Origin of the sequence: Chlamydia avium 10DC88 (assembly GCF_000583875.1) — a bacterium.
GTDB lineage: Bacteria > Chlamydiota > Chlamydiia > Chlamydiales > Chlamydiaceae > Chlamydia > Chlamydia avium.
Genome location: NZ_CP006571.1, coordinates 538,644 through 557,219 on the forward strand (window position 1 = coordinate 538,644; position 18,576 = coordinate 557,219).

Here is an 18,576-nt window from a genome sequence, read left to right on the forward strand (position 1 = left end):
AAGCTTTCCCAGAAAATATTAAGTTAGCCAAAATGCTTACTTATAAAATTTCAGCTTCCTCTCTTTACGGGAGGGTGACTGTTCCTCCTTCGAAGTCTCAAACCCTAAGAGCAATTCTTTGGGCTGCTGTGAGTAAAGGATTGTCTACTATTGATAATGTCTTATATTCACCAGACTCTATGGCTATGATACAAGCCTGTAAACAATTGGGAGCACAAATTACTGTACAATCTACATCATTAAAAATTCTTGGAGCACCACAATTAAGTTTTCCTGAAAATACAGTAATTCATGCAGGGAACTCGGGAATTGTCTTTCGTTTTATCACTGCATTAGCAGCAGCATATTCTAAAAGTGTTACCATTACAGGATTCCCTCAACTACAAAGACGTCCTATAGATCCACTCATTCATGCTCTAAATAACTTTGGAGCTACTTCCTCCTATCATAATCAAGAACACTGCCGACTTCCTTTAATTATTTCTGGTCCCATGTTCTCTGGGTATACTGAAATATCTGGAGAAGATTCTCAATATGCCTCTGCTTTAGCTATCGCTTGTTCTTTAGCAAATGGTCCTTTTTCCTTTACTGTGAACCAACCTAAAGAACTTCCTTGGTTTCATCTTACTCTATGGTGGCTAGATCAACTCAATATTCCCTATGTTCAATCTGAAAATACCTATTCTTTTCCAGGGAAATCACGTCCACAGGCTTTTTCATATACAGTAGGTGGTGATTTCAGCAGTGCAGCGTTTCTTGTCGCTGGAGCCTTACTATCAAAATCTCCTCACCCGACATATCTATATAATCTCAACATTCAAGAAATGCAGGGAGACAAACAACTCCTTTTTTTACTCAAAACACTAGGAGCAAATATTATTTTTGAAAACAACCATATTATCGTCTACCCTTCAACTTTTTCAGGAGGTTGCATAAATATGGATCCCTTTATTGATGCTCTTCCTATTCTTGCTGTTCTCTGTTGTTTTGCAACTTCTCCGTCCTATCTATACAACGCACAAAGTGCTAAAAACAAAGAAAGTGATCGTATTCTTTCTATTGCTCAAGAGCTACAAAAAATGGGAGCATGTATTCAGCCCTGTCATGATGGATTATTAATCAATCCCAGTCCTCTTTACGGAGCGACTCTCTATTCTCATGAAGATCACAGAATTGCCATGGCCCTATCTATAGCAGCTTTGTATGCTACGGGAGAAAGTCATATTTATGCTGCAGATTGTATAGACAAAACGTTTCCTAATTTTGCTTCTACCTTAAGTACTTTACATGCACAAATTCAGGAGAATAAATGAATATATTCCTATGTGGATTACCAACAGTCGGAAAAACTCGATTTGGCAAGGTTCTTGCTAAATATCTTTCCCTTCCATTTGTAGATATTGATGATTTAATTTTACACACCCAGGAGGGGAAAAAATACGGATCGATAAAAAAAATCTTTCAGGCAGTTGGAGAAAAAAATTTTTCCTCGTGGGAAATCGATATGCTTCGTTCCCTGTCACTTGATAAAAGTATCGTTGCCTTAGGTGGAGGAACAATTATGCATCAAGAAGCTAGTTCTATTATTAAAAAAAAAGGAACTTTAGTATACCTCTCCCTTCCTTTACCTATGATTTGTGAGAGACTTAAACATCGTGGTCTACCCGAACGTTTGAAACACACTCATGATCTTATGCATGCACTACAAAAACGTGTTAACTTTATGCATCGTATAGTTGATTATCAATTTTCTATGGAAAAGATCGATTTCTCCCAAGAACAATCTTTAATTTGTACCTGTAATTCTTTTTTGAGATTACTTAACTTATGAAAAACCGTTTCGGATCAGTATTTTCTATAACCACATGGGGTGAATCTCATGGTCCTTCTATTGGTGCTGTTATAGACGGATGCCCCGCAGGTATCAGTCTGAGTTCCGAAGACTTCATACCCACAATGTCACGAAGATCCCCGGGAAAACCTAACACATCGCCACGTCAAGAAGCAGATGATGTCCACATCCTCTCAGGTGTGTATAAAGGTAAGACCACAGGAACACCAATTTCCCTGCAAATCTTCAACATAGATATAGATAGCTCTCCCTATCAACAACAAGAAGACCGTTACCGACCCGGGCATGGACAATTCGCCTATGAAAAAAAATACGGTATTGTCGACCCTTTAGGAGGAGGAAGATCCTCAGCTAGAGAAACAGCCTGTCGAGTAGCGGGAGGTGTAATTGCAGCAAAACTCTTAGCTCATTATGAAATTTTCAGCTTGGCTTTCTTATCAAAAATCGGTCCCCTATCTATTGAAGGTTACCCTGATTTTTCCAAAGAATTCGTTCAAAAAATTTATCAATCTCCCTACCTTTCTCCATTAGCGACTCAAGAAATTCATAAAATACTAACTAAGATCCAAGAAAAGAAAGATTCCTTAGGAGGAATTGTTTCTTTTATTACCTCTCCTATTCATGAAAGCCTTGGGGAACCTGTTTTCCATAAAATACAAGCGGTTCTAGCTTCTGCCCTTATGAGTATTCCTGCTGCCAAAGGATTTGAAATTGGCCTGGGATTTTCATCTGCTAATATGACTGGTCGTGAATATATTGATCCTTTGATTATCTCCAATGGATACATCTCCATGGGTTCAAATCATTGTGGAGGATCTCTAGGAGGAATCACTGTGGGATCCCCTATAAATGGGCGTGTAGCTTTCAAACCTACCTCTTCAATAAACACTCCCTGTCCCACGGTAACTAAAACAGGAGAACCTACCTACTATATAACACCTAAAGAAGGACGTCACGATCCTTGCGTTGCTATACGTGCAGTCACTGTAGTTGAGGCAATGGTAAATCTTGTATTGGCAGATCTATTGTTACAACAACGGTGCTCTAAACTATGATTGATTCTTTTATTACTAAGCCCTATCCTATGAAGCTAGTCTCTAGCTTATTGAACACCAAATTATTTTCCTCGATACCGCATGCTTATCCTATAGTTGTCATTTCTGATTCTCGCGTAGGGAAACACGTTCTCCCTCCAATTATAGAATTCATTGAATCTTTAGGATATAAAGTTATTACCCTCATCTTTCCCCAGGGAGAGAAGAATAAAACCTGGAACAATTTTATCTCCCTACAAAATCAACTAATAGATAACCACATCTCATCCTCATCACCTATTTTTGGCATCGGTGGCGGTGTTGTATTAGATATTGCGGGGTTCCTATCATCCACCTATTGCCGAGGTATGCCATTATTTTTCATCCCCACTACTTTACTTGCTATGATTGATGCCAGCATCGGAGGGAAAAATGGGGTGAACTTTCGAGGATTAAAAAACCGATTGGGGACATTTTATCCTCCCCAAGAGGTATGGATATGTCCGGCACTCTTAGCAACTCTTCCGAAACAAGAATGGATCTGTGGAATTTCTGAAGCAATAAAACATGGATTTATTGCAAGTGCAAGCCTTTGGAATTTTATTAGTGATCATCGTGAAAACCTCTTTAAATCTCCAAAAATTCTTGAAGAATTTATAAAGAGAAATTGCCAAGTCAAAGCTGATATTGTCACCAAAGATCCCAAAGATCAGAATCTAAGAAAAATACTCAATTTTGGTCATACCCTTGCTCACGCAATAGAAACTCTATCTCAAGGATATATTCCCCATGGATTTGCTGTAAGTGTCGGTATGATAATAGAAATGAAAATCGCTTTAGCAATGGGAAAGGTAAACCAAGGTGATCTTCTTCAACAATTATCTCATATACTCACATGCTTTCATCTTCCCACTTCTGTAGGAGATCTACGTAATCTTATCCCTCAACATCTCCAGAAAGAATTTCATACAGAAAATATCATTCGTATCTTAGGATATGATAAGAAAAACTTATCCACAAAAGCTATACGTATCATTACGATTGAACACTTAGGACATGCAGAAACACATCATGATTCCTATTATATAACCCCAAGTATGGATATTCTCTACAAGATAATTCAGGAAGAATTCCATGTTATGTGCTATAATTAATGGTCCCTCATTCATAGAAGCAAAACAACAAATTCTCAATTCTTTACCCTTTGTAGAAAGTATAGAACTACGTATAGATCATCTTTCTTCTCTTTCTGAAGAAGAAATTCATAAATTAGTAGTGTTGGCTAAAAAGCCTATTCTCACATTAAAACAGATAGAAAGTATCCCTCATGAAACATGGGTAAAACAAGTAATTAATCTCGCGAAGTTTCATCCCGAATATTTAGATATAGACTATTCTTTTCCTAAAGATGCTTTGAGCCATATCCAGAGGTGTTATCCTGATATTAAAATCCTTCTTTCTTTTCATAGTGATACTCACGTGCATCTCCCCACTATTTATAAGAATATGTTAAAAATACCCGCTCATGAATACAAACTTGCTGTCTCACCTACAAGCTCTCTAGAAACGTTTCATTACATACGTTATAAAAACCAGCTTCCAGAAAATACAACACTCATATGCATGGGAGATATAGGTGTTCCTTCAAGAATTCTTTCCCCATTAATGAAAAACAAGAGAAACTACATCTCAGCTCCTCATGTTCCACCTATAGCTCCTGGTCAACTCTCCTTAGACAAGCTCCTCGACTATAATTATACTCATCTTTCGGAAAAATCACATATCTATGGATTAATTGGTAATCCTGTAAACCGCAGCATTAGTCATATATCGCACAACAAACTCTTCTCAGATCTTAAACTTTCGGCAAGTTATATAAAAATCCTACTCGCACCCGAAGAATTAGAGCCATTCATTACTCTATCTCAAGAACTACCCTTTAAAGGGCTGAGCATCACTATGCCTTTTAAAACAAAAATCTTAAAATACATTGACGTACTAGACTCCTCTGCAACCCAATGTCAAGCATGCAACACTCTAGTGTTTAAAAACAAAACACTTATTGGCTACAATACAGATGGATTAGGAGCTATCCGTCTATTTAGTAATAAAGGAATTTCTATAAAAGGCTCTCGTATAGGAATTATAGGCGCAGGTGGAACAGCTAAAGCTATTGCCTCAGCATGTGCACATTTAGGAGCCGATATCTATATTTTTAATCGAAGTATAGCCCCGGGAGCTCACCTTGCAGATTTATGTGGTGGGAGTTTCTTTCCCTTAAACGAATTATCAAATAAACATCTTATAGATATTCTCATTCTCTGTCTTCCTCCTGAAGTTTCTTTCCCAGAGATCTTTCCTCCTACTATTCTCGACGTCAATACTCTACCCAAAGAATCTTCGTATATCAAAAAAGCTAAACAAAAAGGATGCCGTATCCTATATGGATACGAACTATTTGCTCAACAAGCTTTATTACAATTTTCTTTATGGTTTCCTAAAACTATCTCTCAACAACATTGCGATCAATTTCTTGTATATATAGAAAATATTATGAACTCTATGTAAAATCTTTCTTCATTAATAATGATTTTGATTACTTTTCATGAGAACATCAACTCTCTATCTTTGGATACTGATTAGTCTCTATTTCTCTACAATAGGGCATAGCAAGGAAACTATACGCTATGTGGAAGTAAAATCCATTCATGAAATTGCTAGTGATGTTCTCTATGATACTAGCGATTTTTGGTTGATTATAGACGTTGACGATACTCTACTAGAAGGAGCACAAGCATTAACACAATTCCTATGGTTACAGGAAACAATTACAGGATTACAACAACTTGGATTTACAGAAAACGAAGCTTGGAACACAGCCTATCCTTATTGGGAATCAATTCAAGAAAAAGGATCGGTAAAAACTATTGAAGCTGCATTACCTTTGCTCATATCGCGACTACAAGAGCAAGGGAAAACCGTATTTGCCTATACAGAACGTCAACGCTCCACCGAAGAAATCACAATAAAGCAGCTGAAAAGCTTAGACATTAACTTAGTATCATCAGCACCTCCTGTTCCTGAAACATTGCCGCCTAATATTTCTTTTTCTTCAGGAGTGTTGTTTGGCGGGGAATTACGCAAAGGTCCTGGTTTACAGTTCTTCTTAGGATTAATGAACACATATCCAGAGAAAATCATTTATATTGATAACGATAAACAGAATGTCTCGCGCATTGGAGAATTATGTAAATCAAAAAAAATTTCCTATTTTGGAATTACATATTTAGCACAAAAATTCTCCCCTCCTATTTATCTCCCTGAAATTTCTAAAGTTCAATATGCCTATGAAAAAAAACTTCTTAGTAACGAAGCAGCAGCCTTATTATTACGTCATCAAATGACAGAATAATTTTCTAAAAATCAAAAATTATAGCATAAAAATGACTATTTTTTTACATTCACGAAAAGGATTAATGTACCCTATTTCGGTGATCCATGTCTTCTCTTCGTACTTTTACTCTCACCTGCTTATGCAGTTGTAGTTTTTGCTACTTCTCATGTTTTCCTGCTTACGGGAAAGATCCAACACACCCCCATCTCCATCACCACCGAATTGCAGAAAGACTGAAAAAAAGTACTGATAAACGTAGTTACCATCAAAAATTATATTCAAAAGAAGATTCTAATTATCAACTCCGTGAACACGTATTATCACCTGTACGTAATGTTCTTGCCTGTCCTCCCTTTGATAAGGGATTTTCAATTTCTAAATTTCTTTATTCTATAGAACACGAAACGAATTCCCAGATTACTGTAGATTGTTCTATTCTTCCCCAACGATTCTATCCCAAAAAAAGTGTTCTTACACAAACTAAAGAAGAACAACCTGTTTGGCAATTTTACGTAAGCCCCAGTGTTTCATGGCAAATCTACAATAGCCCTACAGCAGGAGTCGGAAGTATTGATTTTTCCTATACTCTAGTGCGTTACTGGCGGAATAATGCACAAAATGCCGACAATTCTTTAGGAATTGCAGGAGAAATAAACGACTACAGTACACGTGCTAATACACTTAATAATCTCACGTTTTCTCAAACATTTCCTGGGAACTTGTTAACTATCTCTCTAGGGCAATACAGCCTATATTCTATAGATGGAACAGCTTATGATAATGACCAACAATCTGGTTTCATCAGCTATGCATTATCACAAAATGCAAGTGCTACATATTCATTGGGAAGTGTTGGAGCCTACGTACAATTTACTCCTACACCAGCTATAAATGTCCAGGTAGGTCTCCAAGATGCTTATGATGTGCTAGGCTCTGCTTTCGAAATTCGCAATATAAATAAAATGAAATACAACTACTATGGTTATTTCTCTTGGTCTCCACAGTTTCGAACAGGAGGAGGACAATACTCAGCACTTATTTACTCTACCCGTTCTGTCCCCGAACAACCTGAAGCAACTAAAGGCTGGTCTCTAAATTTTGGTCAATACTTAGGAGAAAAACTCTATGTATTCGGCAGGTGGAACGGATCTACAGGAAACGTTGTCAATTTAAATCGTTCTTACGTATTAGGTTTAGCATCACCTAATCCAATGAATCGGAATCCACAAGATCTATTCGGAATTGCCTGTGCTATTAACCACGTCAACACACAAGTATTTAATACACAAACAACTACACCAAACACAAGAACATCTGTACCAGCGACTACTACACAAAAAATTCGACAGCATGAAACAGTAATTGAAGCGTTTGCTACTTTAGGATTTGGTCCTCATATATCCATAACCCCTGATTTCCAGTTATACATCGATCCAGCACTAAGAACAAATAAACGTTCTGTGACTGTTTACGGTATAAGAATTAACTTTTCTACCTAACATTCTTGGGAGTACACTATGCCTTACGGAACACGATACCCTACACTAGCCTTTCATACAGGAGGAGCCGGAGAATCTGATGATGGTATGCCTCCGCAACCATTTGAAACTTTCTGTTATGATTCAGCTTTATTAGAAGCAAAAATTGAAAATTTCAATATTGTCCCCTACACATCAGTATTACCAAAAGAACTATTTGGTAATATCGTTCCTGTAGATCAATGCGTGAAATCTTTTAAACACGGAGCTGTTCTTGAAGTCATCATGGCAGGACACGGAGCAGATACAACAAGCGGTACCCACGCCATTGCTACAGGAGTAGGTATTTGCTGGGGACAAGATAAAAATGGTAATCTTGTTGGAGGTTGGGCTGCAGAATATGTAGAATTCTTCCCTACATGGATAAATGATGAGATTGCAGAATCTCATGCAAAAATGTGGCTAAAAAAATCTCTCCAACACGAATTAGATCTACGTTCTATTGTAAAACATAGTGAGTTTCAATATTTCCATAACTACATCAATATTAAGAAAAAATATGGATTTTCATTAACTGCATTAGGATTTCTTAATTTTGAAAACGCAGACCCCGTAACCATTAAGTAAGGAGAATTCATGACTTACTATAAAGGGAATACTAGGAAAAATTTAGGGATTCTAGCCTTAGCAGGCATGGTAATTAGTTCCATGATTGGAGGAGGGATTTTTAGCCTTCCTCAAAATATGGCTGCTTCAGCAGGAGCAGGAGCGATTGTCTTAGCATGGATTCTTACAGGAATAGGCATGTTCTTCCTTGCTAATACCTTTAAAATCCTCTCATTATTGCGACCTGATCTAACTGCAGGGATCTATATGTATAGTCGTGAAGGCTTCGGCCCTTACGTAGGATTTACTATTGGCTGGGGGTACTGGCTTTGCCAAATATTCGGCAATGTCGGTTATGCAGTCATGACCATGGATGCTCTTAATTATTTTTTTCCTCCCTATTTTCAGGGGGGAAATACCATACCTGCCATTCTAGGAGGATCCATCCTCATTTGGATGTTTAACTTCATTGTCCTCAAAGGAATCCGACAAGCATCATTCATCAACATTATTGGAACCATATGCAAATTAGTTCCTTTAATTATTTTTATAATAATTACTGCTTTCATTTTTAAATTATCCATATTCAAAACTGATTTCTGGGGAAATACAGTAACAAAATCTCAGCCGTTACTAGGTTCTGTTTCTAGCCAGCTAAAAAGCACTATGCTTGTTACTCTATGGGCATTCATTGGAATTGAAGGCGCTGTTGTTATGTCTGGAAGAGCAAAAAGTGCTTCTGACGTAGGGAAAGCAACTCTCCTTGGTTTCTTAGGATGCTTGTGTGTTTATGTTTTACTTTCCCTTCTTCCTTTTGGTTCATTACCTCAATATCAACTATCTCGCATTCCTAACCCCTCAACAGCAGGTATATTGAATATACTTGTAGGGAAATGGGGAGAAGTCTTGATGAATGTTGGTCTTCTCATTGCCATACTATCTAGTTGGTTATCCTGGACTATGATCGTCGCTGAAATCCCTTATTCTGCAGCAAAAAATGGGACCTTCCCCGAAGTTTTTGCTATAGAAAATGCTTACCATTCTCCTAAGGTATCCCTATACATTACCAGTGCGCTGATGCAAATCGTTATGCTTCTTGTCTACTTCTCCTCTAACGCATGGAATACTATGCTCAGCATTACCGGAGTCATGGTTCTTCCTGCCTACCTCGCTAGTGCAGCTTTCCTTGTTAAGCTCAGCCGAGATAAAACATATCCTAAACAAAGCTCTATAAAACCTAGGACAGCAATCTGTACAGGGATTATTGGTGTTCTCTACTCTATCTGGCTCATCTATGCAGGAGGATTAGACTACTTACTGATGGCAATTATTCTTTTAGCCCTAGGCATTCCTTTTTATATAGAAGCAGGGAAAAAGAACAACAATGCAAAAACATTCTTTTCAAAGAAAGAAATTGTAAAAATCACAATAATTGCTTTACTAGCATTATTAGCAATATTTCTCTTTTCTACAGGGAAAATTCGTTTTTAATTACCTTGTTATACCAGAGAGGGAATTTCGTTGTCTTCTCCCTCTCACCTCTCTATTTCCTATCATTTTTTGTCCGTATTCCTGCTGTTCTTTAATGCTCCATTCTCTTATTCTCAGGAAAAGAGACGGAGAAATATCATAATATTCGGCCTGGATACTTTAAGGTAAATCTATGCGTGTAGCAGTTTTAGGAGCAGGATATGCTGGGCTCTCTGTAACCTGGCACTTACTATTGCACTCTCAAGGGACAGTAACCATAGATCTTTTTGATCCTGTTCCTATAAGTCAAGGAGCTTCAGGATTATCTTCCGGTCTTCTTCATGCCTTTACGGGGAAAAAAGCGATCAAACCTCCTCACGCAGATTTAGGAATCACTTCAACACACAGTTTAATTACAGAAGCTAGTAAAGCGCTCAATATTCCTATCGTCCTATCCAATGGTATTATTCGTCCTGCCAGAGATGAAGAACAGGCAGAAATATTTATCAAACGAGCTGAGGAGTTTCCTCTCGAATTAGAGTGGTGGGAACAAGCACGCTGTGAAATGACAGTACCAGGTATGGTTGCTCAACTCGGGGCATTATTCATTAAAAACGGCATCACCATCAATAACCATGCGTATATTCATGGTCTTTGGGATGCTTGTGCCAATCTTGGGACACAATTTTATGATGAGCTTATTGAAAACCTCGAAGATATTCAGGAATTTTACGATAACATTATTGTTACTCCAGGAGCAAATGCATACACTCTTCCTGAATTACGGCACTTACCCCTATCCAGCGTTAAGGGACAAATTATAGAAATTTCATGGCCTCAAGATATTGCTATGTCACAATTTAGTATTAATGGCCATAAATATATCGTAGCCAACACAGAGCAAAACACATGTATCTTAGGTGCTACCTTTGAACACAACCAACCTGAAGCTGTTCCCGACCCCACAGTGGCTTATAATGAAATTATGCCCCCCATCCTTTCTCTATTCCCTGGTCTTCAAAATGCAGAGGTTTTAAATTACTACGCAGGCATGCGTTCATCAAGTTCTACACGTCTACCTATAATTAGCCGAATAAAAGAACACCTCTGGTTCCTAGGTGGATTAGGATCCAAAGGTCTTCTATATCACGGGATTACCGGAGATATGCTTGCTCAGGCTGTACTAAAACAATCCACAGCTTATATCGCTAAGGAATTTTTATTTACCCCTTCATAATGGTCTTATCTACAGCAGCGTGCTTCGTAAGATAAAAATCAAATGAAAAGTTAAAGAAAAAAGCCACGGCTGGTGTGAGAATAAAAGCCACAGGAATCACTAACACAAGCATCTCCACTAGAAATGCTCCTGTATGCATATCAGATAACCCAACCAAATATGACATCAAATAAAAAGAACCTAAAGCTAACCAACTACATAACACTAGAGGTAGTATAGCTATAATAAATCCTAAAGACTGATTTAAAATATTCCCACGAAAACAGTGAATCAGTTTCATATAATCGATTCTCTCCTGATCACTAAGAGCAGGGATACAGAAAAATAAAGAAACAAAAGCACCCAGAAATAACAATATTAAAACTGTTGATGACACATAGGGAATAAAAATAAATAGGGTGTGGAAAAACTTACCAATCCAAGGTAAAGAACTCAAAAATGTAGAGAACACAATGATAGCACTAACAAGAACCATACTAAGAAAAAACGGCATAGATACTAATAACGACAACCATAATGATTTCCAGTTGCTATAAAATGTCTTTCTAAGCTTCTTGATTTCTCCAAGAGACTCCTGTTTCAAAAGAGAATGAACAATAACTGCAGAAGCACAAATAATACTAAAAGAAGAGAAAAAAGAACCTAAGCCTAACGTGGGAAAAGAAAAATCTTGAGCAATATGTGTACATAACTTCAAAAATATTGCAAAAACAACACCAAAACAACACAAACTAGAAAAATAAAAAAGAATCTCTGTTTATTGAAAATTTTTTTAAAAGCATTTTGGCTTAAAGTATCAAAAGACTGAACCATAGCTACCCCACACAAACACTCTATAATAAAGACACACTTGACTTTTCTTGAGAAATCTCATCTAAGGATATTTGAATTTTATTCTTTATAAAAGTGTCCCAAGGCAACCCAGGAACAATTTCATAATCCCCGGAAGACAACATACGACATGGGAAACCAAAAATAATATCTTCAGGAATGCCGTACGGATTGTAATCAGAACAAACACCAGAAGAAAACCATTCCCCCTCTTGAGGTTGGAAAATGGAACGCGCAGCCTCTGCCAACGCACGTGCTGCCGATGCCGCTGAAGACTTACCTCGAGCTTCTATAACAGCACTACCACGATTCTGAATAGAAGGAAACATAACATTTTCTAACCAATCCCGATCACTAATTACATCCACAGCAGGCCGGCCTGAAATTAAGGCTTGAGTAAAGTCTGGAACTTGTTTAGCAGAATGATTTCCCCAAATAACAATACGAGAAACATCATCTAAAGGAACTCCAGCACGATGTGCTAAAACTGCATGCATACGATTTTGATCTAGACGTAACATAGCATGAAAGTTTTTTCTATTTAATTTTGGAGCATGATTCATAGCAATCCAACAGTTGGTATTCACAGGATTGCCAACAACAAAAATCTTAGCGCTACGCTTTGCAGAAGTATTCAATACTGAACCTTGAAGAGAAAAAATCTCCCCATTACGTTTCAGAAGATCCGAACGTTCCATACCGGGGCCACGAGGAGCTGCTCCAATGAGAAACGCAACATCAATACCGTCGAAAGCGTCTTCTAAAGAAGTAGTTACCCGCAAAGACTGTAGAAGAGGATAGGCACAATCATCCAGCTCCATACGCACTCCAGAAAGAATTCTTTCCATTCCAGGAAGATCATAAATGCGTAAATCAATACCACAATCACTACCGAATACATCACCATGAGCAAGAGAAAACAAAAAGCTATAGGCAATTTGTCCTGTTCCCCCTGTCACAGCAACACTTAATACACGTGATGGTTTCATAAATCACGACTCCCTAAAACATCACAATACGATTTAAATACACAAAACCAAGAGCACCCAGATTCTCTTCTCTAGTCATCATGACTAAAAAAACTAAAAAACTCTACATTTATTTCACAAAACTTCGCACAAGAATTCTATATTAAGACTTATGGTTTCATCTTGTTTCTGTCAAACCCTAGTTCTGCCCCAAGAAGAACTCATTGTAAAGATGTGTAATAAAACACAAAGGAAGCTCTCGTACAAAAGAAACCTCTCAAAGTCCCTTCTATACCAGCACTATGATGCAATACGATAAAAAATAGCACCTCGAGTGCCGAACCAAATTCCGGTAGCCGATTTCATCACTTGTTCACCCTTACGAGTAGGTAAAATACCGTGAATATCTAGAAAGCCCCCAGAGCGTATACGAATGAAAGACATGGCTGTTCATCCTTATTTAAAAAAAGAAGGCTCTATTATACCACAAAGATGATTAAAATATGAGGGGGAAAAGCCCTTCCCCTAGGAATCAAAAATCCTTCGCTGAGCCCATGTTAAAAAGCTTTAACATAGCCTCTGCTTCCGAAAAATCTTCTTTTAGAGTCTTGCCTTGCATAATCTCTACAATCTGTTGAGCTAATTCTTTCCCTAGAGTTACCCCCTCCTGATCAAAAGAATTAATCCCCCAACAAAATCCCTGGAATACAATCTTATGCTCATAGAAAGCTAGAAGAGCTCCCAAAGTATAAGGTTCCAGTCTATCGGCTACAAGAAGAGACGAAGGACGATTACCTCTAAATTCTTTATTCGGGTTCGTGTTGGGTTTTCCCCTAGCTAAAGCAAGTGACTGAGCCACCATATTGGCGAACAATTTCTGAGAAGAGCTACTTCCCCCAAGAACACAATCCCATCCTCGTTGATTCCTACGGAAACCAATAAACTCTACAGGAGCAATATCACTACCCTGATGGAGATACTGGAAAAAAGAATGTTGGCTATTTGTCCCCACTTCTCCCCAAAGAATGGGACTTGTGGGGAAACAAATTTTTTCTCCTGCTTGAGAAACACTTTTCCCGTTAGACTCCATAGTACATTGCTGCAAATGTGCAGGGAAATAAGACAACCCTGTGGAATAAGGAACCACTACTGACGTGGGATAACGTAAAAAATTCCGATTCCAAACTCCTATCATTGCTGACAGCATAGGAAGATTGTTATGCATGCGTGGCTCTAAAGCAACTGCATCCATGGCTGCAGCGCCCCTTAGGAACTCAGCAAAAACATCAATTCCAAATGCAAAACCTAAAACAACTCCTCCTACCATAGAAGTTGAGGAATACCTTCCTCCAATGCTATCCCATATATGAAAAACTTCTAAGTATTTTTCTGTAGTATCCATGGGGCTGCCTTCACACGTTACAGAAATACAGTGGTCACGAAACTTCAATCCCTGTTTTGTAAAATATTCAGAAATAAGTTCTTCATTAATCGCTGTCTCTAATGTGGTCCCCGACTTAGACACAGTAACAACTAATGTCTTAGAACAATCTATCTGTTGCAGAATCTCAGCAGCATTATCAGGATCGATATTAGATACAAAGTAAACATGTTTATCAGAAGAACAGCATCCTTTTAAGGCTGTATATAAAGCTTTAGGCCCTAATTCAGACCCCCCGATACCAATCTGTACTAAAGTCGTAAAAGAAGAGCGCATTTTAATCAAAAATTGTTCTAAACGCTGAGCCTCTATCTTTGACCTCAATGCAATATCTGCAGCTTGCCCTTGCAAAGGAAGATCCCTAACCCAAGCACGCGTTGCTGTATGCAAAGCAGAACGTGACTCACTAGGGAAATGATCTATATAATTCACAACTTCGCCATTTTGCATAGCTTGCATAGATTCATGCAAACCACGTTCATTAGATAAGTCAGATAGCGCCGTTAAAATTCCTTCATCTACACGTTCTGTAGCATAACTCAAGGTAAATCCTTCTATAGATAAAGAAAAATCCTCTATTCTCTTACGAGAGATTATTCCTGGGATAGTAAGATCCACAGGATTTATAGCTAAATCTTGCAATATCTGTGTTGAGGAACAATCTAAAAAGCTCTTCTTATCCATGATTTACCTCATCGCTTAAAAACTACATAATTACATATACTGCAAATTATACAAGAGGAAGTTGACTTCTAACGAATATGACAAAATTTAGCACTGCTATTTTAGAACAATTTATTCTTTTCTTATCTGTTGATCGTGGTCTTAGTCAAAACTCAATTTCTGCTTACTACCAAGATATTACACTATTTTTAAAAATAACCTCCATTACATCACCCGAAGAAATTTCGCAAGATAGTGTCTATCTCTTCGTAGAAAAATTACATCAACGCAACGAAGCAGAGTCTACTCTAGCACGCCGCCTCATTGCTCTAAAAGTATTCTTCCGTTTCCTAAAGGGATCCCAACTCTTGTCCAATCCTCCAAAAATTGATCATCCTAAAATTTGGAAGCGATTGCCCTCAGTGCTTTCCATTGAAGAAGTCGATGCTCTCCTCCAAGTTCCAAGAACCTTGCAGATCTCTCCAGCTATTGCTTCTCGTGATCATGCTATTCTCTATACCCTCTATTCAACAGGTATCCGTGTCTCTGAACTCTGCGGATTATATATTAGCGACGTTAGCGACGATTATATTCGCATAACAGGGAAAGGAGAGAAAACACGCCTCGTTCCCCTAGGGAAATTAGCCAGCCATGCCATAGATGCATATCTATGTTCCTTTCGTGAATGCTTTCAAAAACACTTTCCCCAGGAACCACATCTCTTTCTATCCATAAGGGGGAAGAAACTCGAACGCTCTTGTGTGTGGAGAAGAATTCATTACTATGCCAAACAAATTACCCATAAACGTGTATCTCCTCACTCTTTAAGACATGCTTTTGCTACCCATTTACTGAATAATAAAGCTGATCTCAGAGTCATTCAAGAAATGCTTGGCCACGCATGCATCGCATCTACGGAAATTTATACCCACGTTGCTGCAGATTCTCTAATACAGAACTTCCTGACATACCACCCACGTAATCCCTAGTCACAATAATAAAAAAAGATACCATTCTCTAAGCGAGAGTAGCATTCCTCTTCTCCCGAAGACGCAAATCCCTCATAAGTATCAGGATAGTAATATCCATAGTCATAGGGATAATAAAAACTATAAGGAGCAGCATTATCATTTTCTTGAAATTGTAGACCTACAATCGGAATTACCCGAACAGAGGAATGAGATTCTAAAATTCGAGGATTTTCTCCAACAGCTAAGGAGAAGCAACAACTTAAGTAACAATAAATAAATGACTTAAGGACTTTCTTCATAAAATCCCTCAAAAAATCCAAAAACTCTAATTTTTATTTTACTACGAATTAACAATTTCAAGACGTTTCAAGTGAAGAATAGGGAAATGCCCAGGATAGGACTTGAACCTACATGCCGCAAAGCACTGGATCCTAAATCCAGCGTGTCTACCAATTTCACCACCTGGGCAAAAATACACTATTAAGGTGAAGAAAACTTTCACCGTATTTTGAAGACTTAATCTGTTTTTGTAAATAAAAAACCCTGAGTAGAATTTTCATACGTACACCACCTAAATCCCTTATAATCAAACTTGCATGAAAATGAAGTTTTTTATAATTTTCATCTTCTTGGTCTCTATAAATTTTTACTCTGACTAATTTTAGTATGAATACACCTTTGCCATCTGCTGTTCCTTCTACGAATGTAGTATTGAAAGAAGACACCTCTGCTGCTTCTTCGTCATCTACCGGTGGCAATATATTTAAAACCGCGACAGGAGAAGTAACCCTATCCCTATCTCCTCCCGACAATGCTAACGCCTCTCTTGTCTCCTTAAATCAAGTAGCATTCTCTCAATTTTTCTCTTCGGAAACAGCTAGTCCGTTCTTACAAGAATTCAGCTCTCATAATCTTGTATTCCTTACTCCTGAAATGGTGGATATCGAGATCCAGTTATCCGATTTATTACAAGCCTTAGAAAATATGGAGACTCAGGAGACTCAAATACAAAATACTTCGCCTGCAGTAAAGACAAGTGATCAACAAAAACCAGCTTCATCTAACACAACTCTAAATAAAAAAGATGGTTCTATATCACCTAAGGAAACACTAAGATCTTCTAGTAAAAATAATTTAAGCTCCTCTCTCTCCAAATCTATTAGAACCCAAGAATCTTCTTCATCTCCTATCTCTTTTTCTTCCTTAAGACAATCTTCTAGTCTCTCTAAGCTTCCCTTTGCTACTCAACCACAACGTACGCAAAAAGAAAATGAGCAGCCCTCGATAAAACTTTCTACTACACCTGCACCACTCTTGGATAAAAAACATGAGACTATTGCTATGACAAAATCTCAGGAGTCTCAACAAAACCAAAAACATCGCGAACATCAACAAGAGAAGCAAAAAGATCAGCAAGAAGATAAAGATCAAGATGAACATCATAACAAAAAGAACTCTCGATCAAAAGTTACAAAAATCCAAGAAAACTCTTTAGGCCTATCTGTTGTTAACCTTCGTTATGCCTCTGATATACGTCAAACAAAACAACAAGAAGTGCGTAATGAAGATAAAAAGACTTTTCAAAGAAAACCTCCTTCTCCAATGTCTTTATTTACTGCAAAATCACCTTCTTCTTTAGAATTCCAACCAATTCAAACTCCAAAAATTGAAAATGTGTTCGTTAGTTTTATGCGATTAATGGCACGAATTTTAGGGCAAGCAGAAGCAGAAGCTCATGAATTATATCTTCGTGTTAAGGAACGTACAGATAACGTAGATAAACTCACATTATTACTTTCAAAAATTAATGCCGAGAAAGGAGAAATCAATTGGGAAAAAAATGCAGAAATGAAAGCTCTTGTAGACCAAGTAAAAAAATTAGATGTAACCATCGATAATAATACTTATTGCTGGTCTGAAGAAGAAAAAAAACTTCTTAAAGAAAATATTCAAATGCGCAAAGAAAACATGGAAAAAATCACTCAATTAGAACGTACAGATATGCAGAGGCACTTACAAGAAGTTTCACAATGTCATCAAGCACGTTCTAATGTCCTGAAACTACTTAAAGAACTCATGGATACCTTTATTTATAACTTGCGACCATGACCCCTTATTTAAAATACTTATTAGAAAAAATTTCCTCTTCTCGAAATGAAGAGTACCCATTTCCTGATGACTTGGAAAGCTATCTTGCTGGGTATATCCCAAATAAAGATATACCTTTAGATACATACCAAAAAGTTTTTAAGATCTCTTCTGAAGATCTAGAGCAGGTATATAAGGAGGGGTACTCTGCGTATTTAAATAAGCAGTATGAAGATAGTAGTACTACTTTTCGATGGCTAGTTTTTTTTAATCCTTTTGTTTCTAAATTTTGGTTTTCTTTAGGAGCTTCTTTGCACATGCAGGAATTTTATTCTCAGGCTTTACATGCTTATGGAGTCACTGCTATTTTAAGAGAAAAAGATCCTTACCCTCATTATTATGCTTACATTTGTTATACTCTTATGGATAAACCCGAAGAGGCAAATAAAGCTTTAGAACTCGCTTGGGAACGTGCAAAACATCATCATGCATATCAAGATCTCAAAGCAGAAATTTTAAATATTAAAAACCACGTATAATTTT

The 18,576-nt window shown here is 37.6% G+C and carries 17 protein-coding genes, 1 tRNA gene and 1 pseudogene; 13 read left to right on the top strand and 6 right to left on the bottom strand.

Annotated features, from left to right (window positions below; genetic code table 11):
- Nucleotides 1–32 precede the first annotated feature (32 nt).
- The 10 genes from aroA to RT28_RS02425 all read left to right on the top strand — a co-directional run bounded on the left by aroA (nt 33) and on the right by RT28_RS02425 (nt 11,071).
- Complete coding sequence (aroA, locus tag RT28_RS02380; RefSeq protein ID WP_038501296.1) at nt 33–1,313, top strand: 3-phosphoshikimate 1-carboxyvinyltransferase; 1,281 nt, start codon at nt 33–35, stop codon at nt 1,311–1,313.
- The gene (locus RT28_RS02385) at nt 1,310–1,831 is read left to right on the top strand and encodes a shikimate kinase (RefSeq protein WP_038500660.1); all 522 of its coding nucleotides are present in this window, start codon (nt 1,310–1,312) and stop codon (nt 1,829–1,831) included. The genes aroA and RT28_RS02385 overlap by 4 nt, the downstream gene beginning before the upstream one ends.
- Nucleotides 1,828–2,907, top strand: a complete 1,080-nt coding sequence (aroC, locus tag RT28_RS02390; RefSeq protein WP_020356398.1) for a chorismate synthase — start codon at nt 1,828–1,830, stop codon at nt 2,905–2,907. The genes RT28_RS02385 and aroC overlap by 4 nt, the downstream gene beginning before the upstream one ends.
- The gene (gene aroB, locus RT28_RS02395; protein ID WP_038500663.1) at nt 2,904–4,040 is read left to right on the top strand and encodes a 3-dehydroquinate synthase; all 1,137 of its coding nucleotides are present in this window, start codon (nt 2,904–2,906) and stop codon (nt 4,038–4,040) included. Before aroC ends, aroB begins: the two co-directional genes overlap by 4 nt.
- Complete coding sequence (locus tag RT28_RS02400) at nt 4,021–5,454, top strand: bifunctional 3-dehydroquinate dehydratase/shikimate dehydrogenase (RefSeq protein ID WP_020356400.1); 1,434 nt, start codon at nt 4,021–4,023, stop codon at nt 5,452–5,454. Before aroB ends, RT28_RS02400 begins: the two co-directional genes overlap by 20 nt.
- A 37-nt stretch (nt 5,455–5,491) precedes the next feature.
- Nucleotides 5,492–6,298 (top strand): DUF2608 domain-containing protein, encoded by an 807-nt coding sequence (locus RT28_RS02405; RefSeq protein ID WP_240991498.1) that lies wholly within the window; start codon nt 5,492–5,494, stop codon nt 6,296–6,298.
- An 86-nt stretch (nt 6,299–6,384) separates the two neighbouring features.
- On the top strand, nt 6,385–7,779 hold the full coding sequence (gene aaxA / locus RT28_RS02410; protein ID WP_038500666.1) for a porin AaxA: 1,395 nt from the start codon (nt 6,385–6,387) through the stop codon (nt 7,777–7,779).
- Nucleotides 7,780–7,797: 18 nt separating this feature from the next.
- A complete protein-coding gene (gene aaxB / locus RT28_RS02415; RefSeq protein ID WP_020356406.1) occupies nt 7,798–8,385 on the top strand; it encodes a pyruvoyl-dependent arginine decarboxylase AaxB in 588 nt (195 codons plus the stop codon).
- 9 nt (nt 8,386–8,394) lie between these two features.
- The gene (gene aaxC / locus RT28_RS02420; protein ID WP_038500670.1) at nt 8,395–9,855 is read left to right on the top strand and encodes an arginine/agmatine antiporter AaxC; all 1,461 of its coding nucleotides are present in this window, start codon (nt 8,395–8,397) and stop codon (nt 9,853–9,855) included.
- A gap of 172 nt (nt 9,856–10,027) precedes the next feature.
- Nucleotides 10,028–11,071 (top strand): NAD(P)/FAD-dependent oxidoreductase, encoded by a 1,044-nt coding sequence (locus RT28_RS02425; RefSeq protein WP_038500673.1) that lies wholly within the window; start codon nt 10,028–10,030, stop codon nt 11,069–11,071.
- Here RT28_RS02425 and RT28_RS02430 read toward each other — a convergent pair.
- The 4 genes and pseudogenes from RT28_RS02430 to RT28_RS02445 all read right to left on the bottom strand — a co-directional run bounded on the left by RT28_RS02430 (nt 11,058) and on the right by RT28_RS02445 (nt 14,995).
- Nucleotides 11,058–11,884, bottom strand: a pseudogene (locus RT28_RS02430) (hypothetical protein). The gene RT28_RS02425 and the pseudogene RT28_RS02430 overlap by 14 nt on opposite strands.
- Before the next feature lie 20 nt (nt 11,885–11,904).
- Nucleotides 11,905–12,891, bottom strand: a complete 987-nt coding sequence (locus tag RT28_RS02435) for a malate dehydrogenase (RefSeq protein ID WP_020356410.1) — start codon at nt 12,889–12,891, stop codon at nt 11,905–11,907.
- Nucleotides 12,892–13,170: 279 nt separating this feature from the next.
- Nucleotides 13,171–13,314 carry a protein LtuA gene (gene ltuA / locus RT28_RS04910; protein WP_020356411.1) on the bottom strand — a complete coding sequence of 48 codons (144 nt, stop codon included), beginning with the start codon at nt 13,312–13,314 and terminating at the stop codon, nt 13,171–13,173.
- Between the two features lie 88 nt (nt 13,315–13,402).
- Nucleotides 13,403–14,995 (bottom strand): glucose-6-phosphate isomerase, encoded by a 1,593-nt coding sequence (locus RT28_RS02445; protein ID WP_038500676.1) that lies wholly within the window; start codon nt 14,993–14,995, stop codon nt 13,403–13,405.
- A gap of 77 nt (nt 14,996–15,072) precedes the next feature.
- Here RT28_RS02445 and RT28_RS02450 point away from each other — a divergent pair, with 77 nt between their 5' ends.
- Nucleotides 15,073–15,963 carry a site-specific tyrosine recombinase XerD gene (locus tag RT28_RS02450; protein WP_020356413.1) on the top strand — a complete coding sequence of 297 codons (891 nt, stop codon included), beginning with the start codon at nt 15,073–15,075 and terminating at the stop codon, nt 15,961–15,963.
- Here RT28_RS02450 and RT28_RS02455 read toward each other — a convergent pair.
- A complete protein-coding gene (locus RT28_RS02455; protein WP_020356414.1) occupies nt 15,960–16,244 on the bottom strand; it encodes a hypothetical protein in 285 nt (94 codons plus the stop codon). The genes RT28_RS02450 and RT28_RS02455 overlap by 4 nt on opposite strands.
- A gap of 87 nt (nt 16,245–16,331) precedes the next feature.
- Nucleotides 16,332–16,413, bottom strand: a tRNA-Leu gene (locus RT28_RS02460).
- A gap of 198 nt (nt 16,414–16,611) precedes the next feature.
- Here RT28_RS02460 and RT28_RS02465 point away from each other — a divergent pair.
- Entirely contained in the window at nt 16,612–18,054 is a 1,443-nt protein-coding gene (locus RT28_RS02465; protein ID WP_038500679.1) for a hypothetical protein, read from the top strand.
- Nucleotides 18,051–18,572, top strand: a complete 522-nt coding sequence (locus tag RT28_RS02470; protein ID WP_020356416.1) for a SycD/LcrH family type III secretion system chaperone — start codon at nt 18,051–18,053, stop codon at nt 18,570–18,572. Before RT28_RS02465 ends, RT28_RS02470 begins: the two co-directional genes overlap by 4 nt.
- The last annotated feature ends 4 nt before the right edge of the window (nt 18,573–18,576 follow it).

What these genes read in the sequence shown, in the direction of transcription:
- aroA (WP_038501296.1), top strand. Translation starts at nt 33, where the DNA reads ATGCTTACTTATAAAATTTCAGCTTCCTCTCTTTACGGGAGGGTGACT.
- RT28_RS02385 (WP_038500660.1), top strand. Translation starts at nt 1,310, where the DNA reads ATGAATATATTCCTATGTGGATTACCAACAGTCGGAAAAACTCGATTT.
- aroC (WP_020356398.1), top strand. Translation starts at nt 1,828, where the DNA reads ATGAAAAACCGTTTCGGATCAGTATTTTCTATAACCACATGGGGTGAA.
- aroB (WP_038500663.1), top strand. Translation starts at nt 2,904, where the DNA reads ATGATTGATTCTTTTATTACTAAGCCCTATCCTATGAAGCTAGTCTCT.
- RT28_RS02400 (WP_020356400.1), top strand. Translation starts at nt 4,021, where the DNA reads ATGTTATGTGCTATAATTAATGGTCCCTCATTCATAGAAGCAAAACAA.
- RT28_RS02405 (WP_240991498.1), top strand. Translation starts at nt 5,492, where the DNA reads ATGAGAACATCAACTCTCTATCTTTGGATACTGATTAGTCTCTATTTC.
- aaxA (WP_038500666.1), top strand. Translation starts at nt 6,385, where the DNA reads ATGTCTTCTCTTCGTACTTTTACTCTCACCTGCTTATGCAGTTGTAGT.
- aaxB (WP_020356406.1), top strand. Translation starts at nt 7,798, where the DNA reads ATGCCTTACGGAACACGATACCCTACACTAGCCTTTCATACAGGAGGA.
- aaxC (WP_038500670.1), top strand. Translation starts at nt 8,395, where the DNA reads ATGACTTACTATAAAGGGAATACTAGGAAAAATTTAGGGATTCTAGCC.
- RT28_RS02425 (WP_038500673.1), top strand. Translation starts at nt 10,028, where the DNA reads ATGCGTGTAGCAGTTTTAGGAGCAGGATATGCTGGGCTCTCTGTAACC.
- RT28_RS02435 (WP_020356410.1), bottom strand. Translation starts at nt 12,891, where the DNA reads ATGAAACCATCACGTGTATTAAGTGTTGCTGTGACAGGGGGAACAGGA.
- ltuA (WP_020356411.1), bottom strand. Translation starts at nt 13,314, where the DNA reads ATGTCTTTCATTCGTATACGCTCTGGGGGCTTTCTAGATATTCACGGT.
- RT28_RS02445 (WP_038500676.1), bottom strand. Translation starts at nt 14,995, where the DNA reads ATGGATAAGAAGAGCTTTTTAGATTGTTCCTCAACACAGATATTGCAA.
- RT28_RS02450 (WP_020356413.1), top strand. Translation starts at nt 15,073, where the DNA reads ATGACAAAATTTAGCACTGCTATTTTAGAACAATTTATTCTTTTCTTA.
- RT28_RS02455 (WP_020356414.1), bottom strand. Translation starts at nt 16,244, where the DNA reads ATGAAGAAAGTCCTTAAGTCATTTATTTATTGTTACTTAAGTTGTTGC.
- RT28_RS02465 (WP_038500679.1), top strand. Translation starts at nt 16,612, where the DNA reads ATGAATACACCTTTGCCATCTGCTGTTCCTTCTACGAATGTAGTATTG.
- RT28_RS02470 (WP_020356416.1), top strand. Translation starts at nt 18,051, where the DNA reads ATGACCCCTTATTTAAAATACTTATTAGAAAAAATTTCCTCTTCTCGA.